This window comes from Pseudonocardia alaniniphila, assembly GCF_022524485.1.
Lineage (GTDB): Bacteria > Actinomycetota > Actinomycetes > Mycobacteriales > Pseudonocardiaceae > Pseudonocardia > Pseudonocardia alaniniphila.
Genome location: NZ_JAKXMK010000009.1, coordinates 86355 through 100003 on the forward strand (window position 1 = coordinate 86355; position 13649 = coordinate 100003).

The 13649-nt window shown below is 68.6% G+C and carries 11 protein-coding genes; 7 read left to right on the top strand and 4 right to left on the bottom strand.

Annotated elements, in window-relative coordinates; all coding sequences use genetic code 11:
* Positions 1–166: 166 nt before the first annotated feature.
* The 7 genes from MMF94_RS11595 to MMF94_RS11625 all read left to right on the top strand — a co-directional run bounded on the left by MMF94_RS11595 (position 167) and on the right by MMF94_RS11625 (position 10617).
* Positions 167–1333, top strand: a complete 1167-nt coding sequence (locus tag MMF94_RS11595) for a pyridoxal-phosphate-dependent aminotransferase family protein (protein WP_241036363.1) — start codon at positions 167–169, stop codon at positions 1331–1333.
* Between the two features lie 64 nt (positions 1334–1397).
* Positions 1398–4361: an FAD-binding and (Fe-S)-binding domain-containing protein gene (locus tag MMF94_RS11600; protein ID WP_241036364.1), complete on the top strand. Its 2964-nt coding sequence runs from the start codon at positions 1398–1400 to the stop codon at positions 4359–4361.
* 8 nt (positions 4362–4369) lie between these two features.
* Positions 4370–5176, top strand: coding sequence for a fumarylacetoacetate hydrolase family protein (locus MMF94_RS11605; protein WP_241036365.1), 807 nt, complete (start codon positions 4370–4372; stop codon positions 5174–5176).
* Positions 5145–5462, top strand: a complete 318-nt coding sequence (locus tag MMF94_RS11610) for a hypothetical protein (RefSeq protein WP_241036366.1) — start codon at positions 5145–5147, stop codon at positions 5460–5462. Before MMF94_RS11605 ends, MMF94_RS11610 begins: the two co-directional genes overlap by 32 nt.
* A gap of 14 nt (positions 5463–5476) precedes the next feature.
* Positions 5477–6532, top strand: a complete 1056-nt coding sequence (locus MMF94_RS11615; protein ID WP_241036367.1) for a TerC family protein — start codon at positions 5477–5479, stop codon at positions 6530–6532.
* A gap of 107 nt (positions 6533–6639) precedes the next feature.
* On the top strand, positions 6640–7230 hold the full coding sequence (locus tag MMF94_RS11620) for a hypothetical protein (RefSeq protein ID WP_241036368.1): 591 nt from the start codon (positions 6640–6642) through the stop codon (positions 7228–7230).
* Between the two features lie 669 nt (positions 7231–7899).
* Positions 7900–10617, top strand: coding sequence for a LuxR C-terminal-related transcriptional regulator (locus MMF94_RS11625; protein ID WP_241036369.1), 2718 nt, complete (start codon positions 7900–7902; stop codon positions 10615–10617).
* Between the two features lie 160 nt (positions 10618–10777).
* Here MMF94_RS11625 and MMF94_RS11630 read toward each other — a convergent pair whose 3' ends face one another.
* The 4 genes from MMF94_RS11630 to MMF94_RS11645 all read right to left on the bottom strand — a co-directional run bounded on the left by MMF94_RS11630 (position 10778) and on the right by MMF94_RS11645 (position 13501).
* Complete coding sequence (locus tag MMF94_RS11630; protein ID WP_241036370.1) at positions 10778–11362, bottom strand: TMEM175 family protein; 585 nt, start codon at positions 11360–11362, stop codon at positions 10778–10780.
* Between the two features lie 84 nt (positions 11363–11446).
* Positions 11447–11887, bottom strand: coding sequence for a VOC family protein (locus MMF94_RS11635; protein WP_241036371.1), 441 nt, complete (start codon positions 11885–11887; stop codon positions 11447–11449).
* Positions 11887–12744 carry a DUF427 domain-containing protein gene (locus tag MMF94_RS11640; protein WP_241036372.1) on the bottom strand — a complete coding sequence of 286 codons (858 nt, stop codon included), beginning with the start codon at positions 12742–12744 and terminating at the stop codon, positions 11887–11889. The genes MMF94_RS11635 and MMF94_RS11640 overlap by 1 nt, the downstream gene beginning before the upstream one ends.
* A gap of 37 nt (positions 12745–12781) precedes the next feature.
* Complete coding sequence (locus MMF94_RS11645) at positions 12782–13501, bottom strand: SDR family oxidoreductase (protein ID WP_241036373.1); 720 nt, start codon at positions 13499–13501, stop codon at positions 12782–12784.
* Positions 13502–13649 lie beyond the last annotated feature (148 nt).

Consider the following 13649-nt stretch of genomic DNA (forward strand, 5'->3'; position numbering starts at 1 on the left):
GACCCGTCAAGACGGGTGCCGCCCGTCGTTGCCGTCCGAACGGCAGGGCGGCCGACGGGTCTCGACGCGAAGCAAGGCTACGGCTACAGTTCGCCAGACGGTATAACTTTTCCGCTATGCGGATTTAGGCCGAGCCAGCTTCACGTCCGCAGTCCGGAGGACAGACATGACCACTGCCACAGGCCGACACTTCCTGCAGATCCCAGGCCCGACGAACGTCCCGGACTCGGTGCTGAGGGCGATGTCGGCGCCGACGATCGACCATCGCGGGCCCGAGTTCGCAGCCCTCGGCCTCGAGTTGCTCCGCGACGTCAAGCGGGTCTTCGCCACCACGAAGCCGGTGATCATGTACCCGGCCACAGGCACCGGAGCGTGGGAGGCGGCGCTGGTCAACACGCTGAGTCCGGGAGACAAGGTCCTCTGTTTCGAGACCGGTCATTTCTCCACCCTGTGGCAGGAGATGGCACGTGGCTTCGGGCTCGAGGTGGACTTCGTGCCCGGGGACTGGCGGCACGGGGCCAACCCCGAGGTGGTGGCCGAGAAGCTCACTGCGGACACCGCGCACACGATCAAGGCCGTATGCATCGTGCACAACGAGACGTCGACGGGCGTCACGAGCCGGGTCGCCGACGTCCGTGCGGCTATCGACACGGCCGAGCACCCGGCCCTCCTGCTCGTCGACACCATCTCGTCGCTGGGTTCGATCGACTACCGCCACGACGAGTGGGGCGTCGACGTCACGGTCGCCGGATCCCAGAAAGGGCTGATGTTGCCGCCGGGCATGAGTTTCAATGCCGTGAGCGACAAGGCTCTCGAGGCGTCCAGGTCGGCAACCCTGCCCAAGACGTTCTGGGACTGGGCGCCGATGCTTGCGGCCAATCAGCGCGGGTTCTTTCCGTACACGCCGAACACCAACCTCATGTACGGCCTCAAGGAGGCTCTGCGCCTGCTCGACGAGGAGGGGCTCCCGAACGTCTTCGCCCGCCACGCCCGTCACGCGGAAGCGACTCGCGCGGCCGTGCGTGGCTGGGGCCTGGAGGTTCTCTGCCTCGACGAACGTGAGTACTCCGGCTCGCTGACGGCGGTGCTCGTGCCGGAGGGAGTCGACGCAGACAAGATTCGTGCGGTCATTCTCGACACGTTCGACATGTCGCTGGGAGCGGGTCTGGGCAAGCTCGCCGGAAAGGTCTTCCGGATCGGTCACCTCGGGGCATTCAACGACCTCACGCTCGCGGGGACCCTCGCCGGTGTGCAGATGGGGCTCAACCTGGCGGGGATCCCCGCCGATCCGCGCGGCCTCGATGCTGCGCTGGAGCGCCTGCAGGCCGGCTGACCGGCGTGCGCCCGACGCCGTCGCACTGCCGGCCCGCCCGATTCGACGCGAGAGGTTGACCATCATGACCGCCGAGCTGATCGACAGCGCCCGTCGAGCGGAGTACGGGACCGATCTGGAGCGCGTCCTCCGGTCCCGTGTCGCGGGCGAGGTCGCTTTCGATGACTACACCCGCCACCTGTTCTCGCGGGACGCGAGCATGTACTCGATCGTGCCTGCCGGGGTCGTGTTCCCGCGCCATCAGGACGACGTGGTGGCCGTGGTGCGGACGGCCGCCGACTTCGGTGTCCCGATCGTTCCCCGCGGTGCAGGCACCAGTCTCGCGGGCCAGACCGTCGGGCCCGGCCTGGTGCTCGACTTCTCCCGCCACATGAATCGCATCCTCGAGATCGACCCGGACGCCCGGACCGCGGTCGTCGAGGTCGGGGTCGTACAGGACCAGCTCAACAGGGCCGCCGCAGAGCACGGGTTGATGTTCGGGCCCGATACGTCCACGAGCAACCGCGCGACCATCGGCGGCATGCTGGGGAACAACTCGGCGGGTAGTGGCTCGCTGACCTTCGGCATGACGATCGATCACATCCGTGCCCTCGACGTCGTCCTCTCCGACGGGTCGTGCGCCCGCTTCGAGCCCGTGGACGAGGACGAGCGCCTGCGCCGGGCCGAGGCGGACACCCTCGAAGGCCGCATCTACCGCGAGCTGCCCCAGTTGGTGACGGCCAATGAGAAGGCCATCGCGACCGGAATGCCGATGTTCTGGCGAAGGGCCTGCGGGTATCGGCTGGATCGGCTGGCAGGCTACGGCGAGGCCAACCCGTTCGACCTGGCCAAGTTCGTCGTCGGAGCGGAGGGAACCCTTGTCGTCGCCACCCGCGCGCTGGTCGACCTGGTGCCGAAGCCCAGGAAGACCGTCTATGCGGTAGGCCACTTCGAGACCACCCACGCGGCGATCTCGGCGACAGAGGACGCATTGAGCTGTCACCCGCACCAGGTCGAGCTCATGGACAAGACGATCCTCGACCTGTCCCGGAGGAAGATCGAGTACGCGGACCTGGGACACCATCTCGTCGGCGACCCTGCGGCGCTGCTGTTCGTGTCGTTCTCGGGCGACGATGAGGCCGAGCTCGTCGAGAAGCTCGACAACCTCGCGTCCCTGTGGGATAGCAACGGACACGGCTATCACACGCTCAAGGCCGTCACGGCGGCCGAGCAGGCCGCGTTGCTGAAGGTCCGAAAGTCCAGTCTCGGGCTGCTGATGGCCGCAGGCGAGGGGACACGACGGCCCTTGGCGTTCATCGAGGACACCGCGGTGCCACCGGTGCACCTGGCCGAGTACACGAAGCGTTTCAAGGAGATCCTCGACGAGCACCGGCTCGAGGCCGGCTTCTACGGGCACTGCTCGGTGGGCTGCCTGCACATCCGGCCGTTCGTCGACCTCACCGACCCGGCGCAGGTCGAGACCATGCGACACGTCGCGGAGAAGATCAAGAACCTCGTCCGCGAGTACGGCGGGGTCAACTCGAGCGAGCACGGCGACGGTTTGGCGCGCAGCGAGTTCAACCGGGAGATCTTCGGCGACGAGCTCTACGACGCCATGCGCATGGTCAAGCGGCTGTTCGACCCGGCCGGGCTGATGAATCCCGGCAAGATCGTCGACGCCCCGTCCATGACCGAGAACCTCCGGGACCGCGACGCGCTCACGCCGGCGCCCCCGCTGAAGACGATGCTGCGGTTCGAGGTCGTCGGTGGCGGGATGCGTGACGCGGCCGACCGTTGCATGAACATCGGCGTCTGCCGCAAGACCGCGGCCGGGGTCATGTGCCCCTCGTACCAGGCGACCCTGCAGGAGGAGCACTCCACCCGAGGGCGGGCCAACGCGCTGGTGAAGGCCCTGTCGGAGCCCGACCCCCACGCCGCGCTTGCCGGCGAACGGCTGCACGAGATCCTGGATCTCTGCCTGATGTGTAAGGCGTGCAAGAGCGAATGCCCGATGAGTGTCGACATGGCGGCGCTCAAGGCCGAGACGCTGCATCACCATCACGAGGTGCACGGCACGCCGATGCGGTCGCGCATCTTCGGCTCCATCCGGCTGCTCAACCGGCTCGGCTCGGCCACCGCCCCGATATCCAACCTGCCGGGACGGTGGGGCGTCATGCGCGCGCTCATGGAGCGCACGGTCGGGCTCGCCGCGGCGCGGCCGATGCCGGAGTTCGCCCGCGACAACCTCCTTCGCTGGAACAAGCGCCGCGGTCGCCGACGGAGCCGGCCGGCGGCGGGCACGGTCGGGACGGTGAACTGGCTGGCCGACTCCTTCACGACGTTCACCGAACCGCACATCGGCAAGGCCGCCATCGAACTGCTCGAGGCCTCCGGGTGGAACGTCGAGATGGCCGGCGGCGGTTGCTGCGGCCGGTCGAGCCTGTCGAAGGGGCTGCTCGACGACGCACGGAAGAAGGCCGCAGGCCTGGTCACCTCGCTCGCCCGGGACACCGTGCCCGGGTCGCCGATCGTCGGATGCGAGCCCTCGTGTGTGTTCACTCTGCGCGACGAGACGGTCGCGCTGCTCTCGGACATGCCGGAGGTCGCGCAGGTCAAGCAGCGGGTACGGCAGGTCGAGGAGCTGCTCACCGCGGCCATCGACGAGGGGCGGCTCCGGCTCGACGAGAGTTCGTGGCTCCGCGGGCGGAGAGTCGTGTTCCACGGCCACTGTCACCAGAAGGCCGAGGTGGGCACGGCCGCAACGATGGCGCTGCTGCGACGCATCCCGGGGTTGGAGGTCGTCGAGATCGAGTCGGGCTGCTGCGGCATGGCCGGATCGTTCGGGTTCGAGGCCGAGCACTACGAGACCTCGATGACGGTGGGTCGTGACCGGCTGTTCCCTGCCATCGAGTCGGAACCCGAGGACACGATCGTCGCGGCAACGGGCGTCTCGTGTCGTCAGCAGATCTTCCACGGGGTCGGCCGGACTGCGTGGCACCCACTCGAGCTGGTCCGCGAGGCCCTCGCGGGTGCGGCGCCACGGGACTGAGAGACCTCATGCGCATCGTCCGTTACGACATCGAGGGCCGTGAGGGCCGGGGTGTCATCGAGCCCTCACCGACGGGGGACCTCGTCCGCGCGCTCGGCTCCGATGAGAAGGGCGACAACACCGCGGGAGCCGTCATCGCCCGGCTCGACGAGGTGACCTTATTGGCGCCCTGCGACCCGCGAACCATCGTCTGTGTGGGAAGCAACTACGCCAGCCAGGTCGAGGAGAAGGGACGTCCCTGGCCGGATCGTCCGGCGTTGTTCCTGAAGTCGCCCAACTCCGTTATCGGTCCCGAGGCCGCCATCCAGGCGCCGCCCGAGGTCGAGCGGCTGGAGTACGAGGGGGAGTTGGCCGTCGTGATCGGAAAACTCGCCCGGGCGGTCCGGCCCGAGAACGCGATGGACCACGTTCTCGGCTTCACCTGCGCGAACGACGTCACCGCCCACGACTGGCGGGCCGACGGCCAGTGGGCGCGGGCCAAGAGCGCGGACACGTTCTGCCCGCTCGGCCCCTGGATCGAGACCGAGCCTCCGGACTCGGGCTCCCTCACCATCACGACGCGGCTCGGTGACCGGGCGGTGCAGCAGTCGGGCGCCGAGCAGATGATCTTCGGGGTGAACACGATCCTCGCCTACGTGACGCGGTGGATCACGCTTCGACCCGGTGACGTGGTGCTGACCGGCAGTCCGGCCGGTGTCGGCCCGATGGTCCCGGGTGACCGGGTGACGGTCGAGATCGACGGAATCGGCTCGCTGCCGAATCCTGTCGCCCTACGCCGAGCTCATGACCGAACACCGGGCGCCGGTCGTCGTTGAGATCATCCTTGAGAGGATCACCAAGATCGCGATGCGCCTCGACATCGACGGGATCGTCGAGTTCGAGGATCTTTCCGACCCCGCGCTCGACGCCCCCAGCCCATCGACCTGGATCGAGGCGATGAACTCCCCACCCGCCGAACGGATCCTCGTGGCTCCGGACAGGTTCACCGGCACGCTGTGCGCCCCGCTCGTCGGGGCTCACGCTGCGCCCGGCTTCCGGGACGCCTCGCCGGCGCCGGTCATCGGGATCGATGGGGGAGACCTCGGGCAACCCTCGACATGACATTTGGAGTCCCCGTGAACGTCCCCCTGTGGCTCTGGTTCGCCACCGTCGGCGGCCTCCTCGCCATCATCCTGATCGATCTTCTGATCGTCTCGCGAAGACCCCACGCTGTGACGATCTCCGAAGTCACCCGCTGGGTGCTCTTCTACGTCGCGCTCGCCGTGCTCTTCGGCCTGGGTATCTGGTACTTCGCCGGCGCGCAGTACGCCGGCGAGTTCTTCGCCGGGTACATCACCGAGTACTCGCTCTCGGTCGACAACCTGTTCGTCTTCGTGATCATCATGTCCTCGTTCGCGGTGCCGGCGGTCCATCAGCACCGCGTGCTGCTGCTCGGCATCGTGATCGCGCTGATCTTGCGTGGCGCGTTCATCGCCGTCGGCGCGGCAGCGATCAACGCCCTGAGCTGGGTCTTCTACATCTTCGCCGCGTTCCTGATCTACACCGCAGCCAACATGGTCCGGCAAGGTATGGGCGATGACGACGAGGAGTGGAAGGAACCGAAGATCGTCTCGCTGGTGCGCCGTGTGTTGCCGGTGACAGGGAGGTTCCACGGCTCGAAGACCACGGTGAAGCTCGACGGCAAGCGCTGGGTGACCCCGATGCTCATCGTGATGATCGCGATCGGGTTCACCGACGTGCTGTTCGCCCTCGACTCGATCCCCGCGATCTTCGGCCTGACCCAGGAGTCCTTCCTGGTGTTCGCCGCCAACGCGTTCGCGCTGATGGGGCTGCGCCAGCTGTACTTCCTGCTCGGCGGGCTGCTCAAGAAACTGGTCTTCCTGCCGTACGGCCTCGCCGTCATCCTCGGGTTCATCGGCGTGAAGCTGGTGCTGCATGCGCTGCACGAGAACCAGATGCCGTTCCTCAACGCCGGGCAGCCGATCCCGGTCTCCGAGGTCAGCATCGCGGTGTCCTTGCTGGTCATTGTCGGGGTCCTGGCGATCACCACGGTCGCCAGTCTGGTCGCCGTCCGGCTGAACCCGAGTCTGGCCGGGCACGGCGGCGATCCCGCGGACTCCCAGGTGACCGCAGAAGGCTCTGCGGCATGCCGCTCCGGTCGGTCGGCGTAGACCCGTCGGCTGTCGTCGATCACGATCACGCCACTGGCCACCGGCCTGCCGGGGCGGTAGGCAGGTATCCGCAACCGGAGAACCCGGCGATCTGACAGGAGCAGCACGTGCAGCATGCCTTCGTCTTCAATGAGGTTGCCGTTCTCGTACGGCACTGGTTCGAGATCGACCTCACCGACAGCCACATGGAGCACGGTGCGCGCGTCGAGATTCGCCTGCTGGCCCCCCAACCGCGCCGTGGTTCCGAGTCGGCTGCTCAGGTGATCGTGGTCGATCAGCCGGTGTGGCGGGCGGACCTGTTCGATCGTCTCGACGGCAGCCCCGGAGCGTTCGAGGCGGCGCACTTTCACCCGCACTTCGTGGGGGTCGAGCCGTGTGAGCGGCACTGGGACAAGGCGGTCAAGGCCGCGCCGTGGGAGTGGCTGCAGACCCGCCTGTCCGATGTCGCGGAGATCGTTGCCTCGGCGGGCATGCAGCTTCGTGACCCGGCCACCGAGAACGAGCAGGTCAGGGCCGACGCCGGAGCGATCGTCGCCGCCGCACAGGGCCGTGCGCCGCTGCTGTGCCGGTCCAAGCAGCAGTGCCACGACTGGACTCGGGACGCCGAGGTCGCCGTGCACAGCATGCTGGGTTCGCTGGGGCGGCCCGATCTCCTCGACCGGGATCGGGTGTCGCCCTGGATTCCGGTGGGAGCGTGAGGGACGACCGCCACTCGCGCCGGGAGGGGAGCCCGAATCAGCGAAAGGGCTGCGACGATCTGCATCTCCTGGCTGGTGAGACCGCTGGCTGTCTCGGCGGTCCGTCTGCGACCGAAGCGGTCGATCGACTCGCGGTATGCGCCCTCGGCAGCCTTGCCGTCGCTCAGCAACGCACGGGAGCGGGCCTCTATACCCAGCGGCGCAGCGCAGGAGACATAGGCGGACTCAGCCGGGGTTTACCGCGGGCAGGCTTTGCGCGGGTGGTCGAGCACCTCCGGGAGCTGAGCGCCCGGTCCGCAATCGTCGCAGACGCCGAGGCGCTTGGAGGCCCCACCGGGGCCGGAGACCGGGGGTTTCTACGGGATTGATGAGTGTTCCGCTGCGGCAGCGTGATGCTCAGCGGAGGTCGCCTCATCAGGGGGCGGCTGTGTCGGCCGAGAGCGGTTGTGTGGCGTGTGCGTCAGGACTGTCCGGATCGGCTGGCCTGCTCGTCGCTCGTGCCTCGCCCAGACTGCCAACAGAACAGGAACTACTGCCGTGTTCGTGAACAGCTATCGGGCCGATGATCACCTACCAAACTGGCTTCGACCCGTCCCGGCGGCGCCTGTCCACGACCGCTGGCGGCTTCCACGCGGTCGAAGCGCCGGGGTGGCCGGGGATGGTGAGCTGGTGCTGCTGGACCGAAGCGACGAGCGGGAGGTGCTCGACCGGCTGCTCAAGGCCGTCACGAGAGGCGAGAGCCGGGCACTTGTGGTGCGCGGTGAGCTGGGTGTGGGCAAGACGGCGTTGCTGGATGACCTCGTCGGACGGGCGTCGGGTTGTCGGGTGGAGCGCGTGGTCGGTGTCCAGTCGGAGTTGAAGCTGGCCTTCGCGGGGCTGTACCACTTGTGCAGGCCGATGCTGGGCTGGGCGGAGCGGTTGCCAGGTCCGCAGCGTGGTGCGCTGTACACGGCGTTCGGGGTGGGGGACGGACCAGCACCGGACCGGTTCCTGGTGGGCCTTGCGGTGCTGGGTTTGCTGGCCGAGGTGGCCCGCGAACGGCCGTTGGTGTGCGTGATCGATGACGCTCAGTGGCTGGATACCGCGTCTGTTCAGACGTTGACGTTCGTGGCCCGGCGCCTGGGCGTCGAGTCGGTCGTTGTGATCCTGGCTGTCCGCGAGCCCCACGAGCTGGATCTGTCCGGTCTGCCGGAGCTCGTCGTCGGCGGGCTGCCCGACAAGGAGGCACGGGCGCTGCTGGGCTCTGCTCTGCGCGGTCCGGTGGACGAGCAGGTGCTCGACCGGATCGTTGCCGAGAGCCGGGGCAACCCGCTGGCGCTGCTGGAGCTGCTTCGGGAAGCGACGTCGGCCGAGCTCGCCAGCGGGCTGCTGAGCGGAGGGACGCTGCCAGGGCGGATCGACGCGAGCTACCTGGAACGGATCGTGGCGCTGCCGGAGGAGACGCGGCGGCTTTTGCTCGTGGCCGCGGTGGAACCGGTGGGTGATTCGGTGCTGGTCTGGCGGGCCGCCGGGCTGCTCGGGATCGGCGCCGACGCTGTGGCGCCGGCGGCTGCGGCCGGATTGATCGAGATCGGCGCTCGGGTGCGGTTCCCGCATCCGATGGTTCGCGCTGTGGTCTGCCAGGCGGCGTCCCTGGAGGAGCGGCAGCACGCACACCGGCTGTTGGCAGAGGTCACCGATTCGGGGACGGATCCCGATCGCCGCGCCTGGCACCGAGGTCATGGGGCGGCCGGGCCGGACGAGGAGATCGCTGCAGAGCTCGAGCGTTCGGCCGGCCGGGCGCGGGCGCGTGGCGGCCCAGCCGCAGCCGCGGCATTACTCGAGCGGGCGGCCGAACTGACGCTCGAGCCGGCTCGCCAGGCGGAGCGTGTGCTGGCCGCGGCGCAGGCCAGACACCAGGCCGGGATGACCGGCGCCGCCCGGGGCCTGTTATCACTGGCCGAATCGGAACCGCTGGACGATCTTCGGCGTGCCCGGGCGGAGCTGCTGTGTGCCCAGATCGCGTTCACCGAGCGCCGCGGGGGCGACGCGCCCCGCTTGCTGCTCAAGGTGGCGAGGGGGCTGGAGCCGCTCGACGTCAGGCTGGCCCGTGAGACCTACCTCGAAGGCCTCTCGGCGGCAATGTTCGCCGGTGCCGGCCTGCGGGAGATCGCCGAGGCCGCACGAGCCGCACCGCGCGCCACGCAGTTCCCGGGCGCAGGCGATCTTCTCCTCGATGCCGTGGCGACTCGGCTCACGGACGGATACGCCGCGGGAGTGCCGATGATGAGGCGAGCGCTCCACGCGTTCCGCGGCTCCAACCTTCCCGAGGACGAGGGGCTGCGCTGGCTCTGGCTCGCTTCCACGACAGCCGCGCACACGTGGGACGACGGGACCTGGGCTGTCCTCGCCGATCGGTACGTCCGGCTTGCCCGGGACGGCGGTGCGCTCGCGGTGCTTCCACTCGCCTTGACCTTGCGAACCGTCGTCTACACGTTCCTCGGCAAGCTGCCGGCCGCAGCACCGCTGATCGAGGAGGCGGAGGAGGCCACTCAAGCAACCGGAAGCCCCCCTATACCGATGGCTGCCATGTTGGTCGCTGCGTGGGGAGGCCGAGTGGCCGAAGCTTTCAGATTGATCAACGCCACGGTCGCAGAGGTGGCGATCCGGGGTGAAGGCTTCGGTCTGACCGTCGCCCGGTGGGCGGAAGCGTTGCTCTGCAACAGCTTGAGCCGACACGACGATGCGTTCGTTGCGGCCAGTCAGGTCGGTGACGTGTCCCCACCGGAGCTGGGCCTGTCGGCATGGGGGATTCTGGTCGAACTCGTCGAGGCGGCCGCCCGCAGTGGGAGGCCCGAGCACGCCCACGCCGCCCTCCAACGACTCACGGAGACGACCCGCGCCAGCGGGACCGACTGGGCTTTAGGGGTCGAGGCCCGCTCGCGAGCCCTCGTGAGTGGGCACGAGGCGGCCGATCGGCTCTACCGCGAGGCGATCTCCCGGCTCAGCCGCACCCACGTCCGCGGGGCGCTCGCCCGCGCCCACCTGCTCTACGGCGAATGGCTGCGCCGCGAGCGCCGGCAGGCTGATGCGCGTGAGCAGTTTCGCCTCGCCCACGAAATGTTCACCGTGATGGGCGCCAGAGCGTTCGCCCGCCGCGCCGCGCGCGAGCTGCAGGCGGCCGGAGAGCCGGTCCGAAGGCGCTCCGTTGATACCGACTGCGGACTCAGCTCACGCGAGGAGCAGATTGCAAGGCTCGTAGCCGCGGGTCTGACGAACCCCGAGATCGCCGCCAGGCTCTTCCTCAGTCCACGGACCATCGAGTGGCATCTGACCAAGATCTTCGGGAAGCTCAACATCGCATCACGCAGGCAGCTACGCCGGTCAGCGCTATGGCCGGGGCCGTGAACGTCGCACGGGTCCGGTTGCACCGCCGACGGTGCGCAGGCCCAACTGTCGCGCCGCGAGCGCCGGCCTGCACCCGTGAACGCACCTGCCACCTCCCCGGTCGATGCGACCCGAGAGGTGCGAAGAAACCTTGTTCGTCGTCAGCGGCGACGTGCCTGATCTAATTTTCGGGAGCTGTCAATCGGGGCTCAGGCTTGATATAGAGGAGCAAGCAGAAGACGATCAGGGCCATGCCCACTGCCGGAGCGAAGAGGGCAACGACAGTTGCTGCTGCGAAGAGGGCCAGGGTCACCCAGGATCGCGTTCGAACGACGTGCCGCATGGCCGGATCGCCGAGCTTCGGCCGGTCCAACGCCTCCCAGTACAGGACCAGGTACGTCGCGTCCACCAGGAAGAAGATGGCTGCGTAGAAGCTGACGGGGGACGCCGCCAACCTGGAGTCGGCGACCCAGGCCGTGGAGAACGGCACGAGCGAGACCGTGAAGAGATGGGCGAAGTTCGCCCACACCAGTCGCGGTGTCGATGTCTGCGCGAAGCTCATCAGGTGGTGATGGTTGGCCCACACGATTGCGATGAAGAGGTAGCTGACCGCGTAGCTGACCCCTGTCGGCCACAGCGAGAGGAGCGCCGAGAAGGAGTGCTCCGCCGGCGGCCTCAGATCCAGTACGAGAACGGTGATGAGCACCGCGAAAACAGCGTCCGAGAACAGGTGGAGCCGGTGCGGAGTGCTCGGCGTCCGAGTCATCCTCGGTCCCCTCCCTGCTCTCGAACGAGCCGCACTCGGCCCGAGCCGCAACACGGACGGCGTCATCGCATCCGCAGCCGCGTGCTACGTGCCTCCGGGCCGGCGATGGCCGATCTCCTGGAGCACCCAGGTGTTGCCGTCCGGGTCGGTGAAGTCGGCGAAGCTGGCATAGTCGCGGCGCTCGGGGTCGGGACCGGGGCACCAGCCGCCCTTCCAGCCGTCGATCGGGGCCTTGTGCCGGAGATCGCTGACATTCACACCGCGTCCGCGCAGCTCGCGATGGGCCGCCTCGATGTCGGCGACGATCAGAAAGGTGCTGCGTGTCGATCCCGGTGAGGCCTCGGTCAGCCCGGTGCCGATCTGGATCGAGCAGGCCGAGCCCGGGGGCGTCAGCTGCACGACACGGAATTCATTGCTCGGGTGATAGTCGACGTCGAGGATGAAGCCGGCCTTCTCGACGTAGAAGGCGGCAGCCCGGTCGACGTCGCTCACGGGCAGGGTGACGACTTCGAGGTGGTACTCCATCAGCTGAACACCTCGTCGGTGGTCAGGTCGCGGTCGACGCCGTGCGCGACGACGGACTGACCGGGCTCGAGCCGGAGCCGGGAGCCGTCGAGGTGCACCTCGACCTTGTCCGGCTCGAACGAGACCATCCCGGAGATGCGTGTGACCCCGGGCCAGGCGTCCAGGTAGGACCAGGCCGCACCATGTGCGTCGCCGATGTCGTAGTAGCTGGCCAGGCCCTTGTACGGGCAGAACGTCTGGCCCGATGCGGGGGTGAGCGCGGATTCGTCGACGTCGGCGCGCGGGACGTACCAGCGGGGCGCGAACCCGGACTCGTACAGGGCGAGAGGGTGTCTGGTGTCGGCGACGACGCGGTCGCCGTGGCGGACGAGGAGGTGCCGGCTGGTCCGGCGGATGTCGATGCGGTGGTAACTGTCGGCGGCGTGACCGACGATGCGCTCGTCCTCCTCGTAGAAGGCGTCCATGGCCCTCCACGCGAACGCGACCCGGTCTGTCAGGTCGCTCGCGTGGGCCGCGAGTTCCGTGTGCTGCCACGCGGCGCGTGGCTTGCTGCGCCCACCGGCCTCGACGGTGTACCAGGTTGTTGCCCCGAGATCCGCGTGCCGGGTGGTGTGCGTGCTGGGCTGAAGCACACCATCGGTGATGTCGCCGAGCGGAAAGTAGGCCACCGGGTAGCGGCCGGGCTCGTGCAGCAGAACGACGTCTTCGCTGTCGGCCACCCACGCGCCACCGAACCGGACGCGCATACGGCGGCGCAGCGGTTCGGCGAACAACAGTCGCTCGGGCAGCGGATCGGGCACGAGGAACCGGCCGATCGCGCCCGGCGCGAGCGGTCCTTGTTGCCAGGACAGACCCATCGTTTTCCTTTCCGGAGAGCCCGCGGGTGCGGAGGTGTCAGGTCAGTGGCTCGCCGCCGTCGATGTGCAGCGTCTGGCCGGTGAGGAAGGGACTGGTCAGTGCGAACAGGACGCCGTTCGCGATGTCGTCGACGGTCCCGATGTGCTGGACGGGGTTGCGGGCGCTGATGTCGGCGAAGTAGCTCGCCTTGCGCTGCTCGCCGAAGTCGTCCCAGGCGCCGGTGTCGATCACGCCGGGGGAGATGGCGTTGACGCGGATCGGGGCCAGTTCCAGGGCCAGGGAGCGGGCCAGCACGTCGGCGGCGCCGTTGGTGATGGCAACACCCATCGTCCCGACCGCGATCTTCGACGCGGCGACGCCCGAGAAGAGCACGATCGATCCGTCGGCCGGCATCAGGGGTGCCAGGTGCTTGACCAGCATGAGCGGGCCGATCACCTTGGTGTCGAACGAGCGCCGGATCGCGTCGCGGTCCAGGTCGGCGAGGAGGCCGCGGGCGCGCGCCGAGGCTGTGGACACCACGTGGCCGATGGCTCCGAGCCGTTCGCCGAGGGCGGCGATGGAGGGTTCGTCGGTGAGGTCGACGGACTCGGCAGTGATCCCGGGCTCTCCGGCGTAGGCGTCGGCCAGGTCGTCCCGGTTGCGGCCGGCGGCGATGACGCGCGCTCCCGCGTCTCGGGCGGCGATCGTGACAGCGCGAGCGATCCCGCTGCCGCGCCCGATGACCAGCACGGTCTGGTCGTGCAAGGGCCCGGTCATGACGGTGTCCTTTCCGCAGGTAGGCCTGAAGCGACCGCAGCGAGGTGACGGAAAGTGGTCATCTGTGCTCCCTATCCCTGCTTCGGCCGAGCCGCGCGCCCGGCTGCAGGCGTCAGGCAAGAAGCTTGTGTCCGCCTGGGCCGGGCTC

Coding starts and splice junctions, on each gene's coding strand:
- MMF94_RS11595 (WP_241036363.1), top strand. CDS start 167: ATGACCACTGCCACAGGCCGACACTTCCTGCAGATCCCAGGCCCGACG.
- MMF94_RS11600 (WP_241036364.1), top strand. CDS start 1,398: ATGACCGCCGAGCTGATCGACAGCGCCCGTCGAGCGGAGTACGGGACC.
- MMF94_RS11605 (WP_241036365.1), top strand. CDS start 4,370: ATGCGCATCGTCCGTTACGACATCGAGGGCCGTGAGGGCCGGGGTGTC.
- MMF94_RS11610 (WP_241036366.1), top strand. CDS start 5,145: ATGACCGAACACCGGGCGCCGGTCGTCGTTGAGATCATCCTTGAGAGG.
- MMF94_RS11630 (WP_241036370.1), bottom strand. CDS start 11,362: ATGACTCGGACGCCGAGCACTCCGCACCGGCTCCACCTGTTCTCGGAC.
- MMF94_RS11635 (WP_241036371.1), bottom strand. CDS start 11,887: ATGGAGTACCACCTCGAAGTCGTCACCCTGCCCGTGAGCGACGTCGAC.
- MMF94_RS11640 (WP_241036372.1), bottom strand. CDS start 12,744: ATGGGTCTGTCCTGGCAACAAGGACCGCTCGCGCCGGGCGCGATCGGC.
- MMF94_RS11645 (WP_241036373.1), bottom strand. CDS start 13,501: ATGACCGGGCCCTTGCACGACCAGACCGTGCTGGTCATCGGGCGCGGC.